We start from the raw sequence: 1485 nt of genomic DNA, 5'->3' as shown, positions 1-1485 counted from the left end.
GCCTGCGAGGGCGCGGCCGAGGGGGCGGCGTCGGGGGCGGCGGCATCCTCTTCGGGAGTGGTCGGCGCCGTCGTGCCCCCGCCGGTCGTCCCGGAGGCGAAGTTCGTGGGCACGCCGAGGCTGTTGGTCGGCTCGAACGGCACCCAGCCGATGCCCTCGAAGTACGTCTCGGGCCAGGCGTGCAGCTGACTCGACGACACCGTGTACTCGGTGCCGCCCTGCTGCGGGATGCTCGACGCCGTCCCCGGCAGGTAGCCGATGACGATGCGGGAGGGGATGCCGAGGGTCCGCGCCATGACGGCGAACGCCGAGGCGTAGTGCACGCAGTACCCCGCCTTGACCTGCAGGAAGTCGGCGACGGCGTCGAGACCGGCGCCGTCGAAACCGGCGTCGACGGGGGCATCGAGCGAGTAGCGGAACGAGCTGCCGCGGAACCACGACTGCAGCGCGATCAGCTGGTCGTACGGGTTCTGCGCGCCCGCGGTCACCTCGCGGGCGGTGTCGCCGATCACGGCGGGGACGTCGGCGGGCAGCGCGCTCAGGCTCGCGTCGACACCGGAGCCCCCGGTCGAGCGCGCGCGGATCTGCTCGAGCGTCGGGCGGGGGACGTTCGCCTGCACCTCGTAGACCTGGTCGCGCGTGGACCCGGCGCGGGTGACGACGGTGCGGTTCTGCGGCATCCCGAGCCAATCCCCGGTGAGTCCCGAGACGGTCGACGCGGGGTAGGGGACGGGCAGCCACGGGCTGTCGAGCTGGTCGACGGTCACGGTGGTGGTCCAGTCGGCCAGGGTGATGTCGCCGTCGACCGCCGGGGCGTCGAAGACGGGGCCGTCCGTGGGCACGGGCACCGTGTCGGAGCTGTCGGGCTGCCACACCGTGCCGTCGAAGGTCGACAGGGTGACGGCGCGCAGGTACGGCGCGGTGGGGGCCGTGGTGCGGACGGTCAGCACGTCGACCTCGCGTGGCTGGCGCAGGTCGTTGCCGAGCTCGAGGTTGGGATTGATGGTGGTGCCGACGCCGCCGGTGCCGCCCGTGGCGAAGCGCAGGCCGGGCTGAGGCAGGAGCGGAGTGGCGACGATCGCGACGATCACCGCGACCGCGGCGACCCCCAGCGCGGTCGCGGACACTCCGAACAGGTGCGGGGAGCGCGCCCGCGTCTCGGTGGCGGTGCGCGCGCGGGTGTCGACCCGCAGGAGGAACAGCAGGGCGGCGGCGAGCAGGACGAAGGCCACGACGTCGACGTCCGAGGGGATCGCGATCGTCGGGATCAGTGAGACGGCAACCAGGCCGACTCCCGCGAGCAGCGGCATCCGCGCCGTCAGGACGACGTGATCGAGGACGATCGCCAGGCCCCCGATCGCGGCGACGAGCAGGAACGCCAGTCCCGTCTCGGGGACCACGGGTGCGACGCCCACCCTGATCTCCTCGGCCGCCCCGTCGAGAAGGCGCGGCACGGTGGCGAAGGTGCCCGGGGTGGGGATGACC

General features: G+C 73.5%; 1 protein-coding gene. It reads right to left on the bottom strand.

The window, feature by feature from the left end; all coding sequences use genetic code 11:
• On the bottom strand, nt 1-1485 hold a 1485-nt coding region (locus DBR36_RS15060), incomplete at both ends, for a DUF3488 and transglutaminase-like domain-containing protein (protein WP_181373628.1).

The sequence above is a fragment of the Microbacterium sp. HMWF026 genome (genome assembly GCF_003061325.1).
GTDB lineage: Bacteria > Actinomycetota > Actinomycetes > Actinomycetales > Microbacteriaceae > Microbacterium > Microbacterium testaceum_E.
The sequence above is the reverse complement of the archived record's forward strand: the minus strand, read 5'-3'. Positions and strand labels throughout refer to the sequence as shown.